We start from the raw sequence: 420 nt of genomic DNA, 5'->3' as shown, positions 1-420 counted from the left end.
GAGCAACTAGGTGTAAAATACAGCCTATCTCAGGATAAAACAGTGTGTGAGGTTGAAGGTCTAGGTGGCGTATTCAATGCGCCTGAAGCACTAGAACTGTTTCTAGGCAATGCGGGTACGGCAATGCGCCCATTGGCTGCGGCACTTTGTGCTAGCCAAGGTGAGTTCGTACTGACGGGTGAGCCGCGCATGAAAGAGCGCCCAATCGGTCACTTGGTTGATGCTCTGCGTGAGGCAGGTGCTGAGGTGACGTATCTTGAAAACGATGGCTTCCCAGCGCTTAAGATCCAAGGTACAGGGCTAACCTCTGGTGAGGTCTCTATTGACGGCTCTATTTCTGGCCAGTTCCTAACGGCATTTTTAATGACTGCACCTTTAGCGGATGGTGATATCACTATCAATATTGAAGGTGACCTAGTG

General features: G+C 50.2%; 1 pseudogene. It reads left to right on the top strand.

Going from position 1 to position 420, the window contains the following annotated elements:
* A pseudogene (locus AB4585_RS22775) lies at positions 1-420 on the top strand (3-phosphoshikimate 1-carboxyvinyltransferase); the annotation flags it as partial.

Source organism: Vibrio sp. 10N.222.49.C9 (genome assembly GCF_041474985.1).
Classification (GTDB): Bacteria; Pseudomonadota; Gammaproteobacteria; order Enterobacterales; family Vibrionaceae; genus Vibrio; species Vibrio crassostreae_C.
The sequence above is the reverse complement of the archived record's forward strand: the minus strand, read 5'-3'. Positions and strand labels throughout refer to the sequence as shown.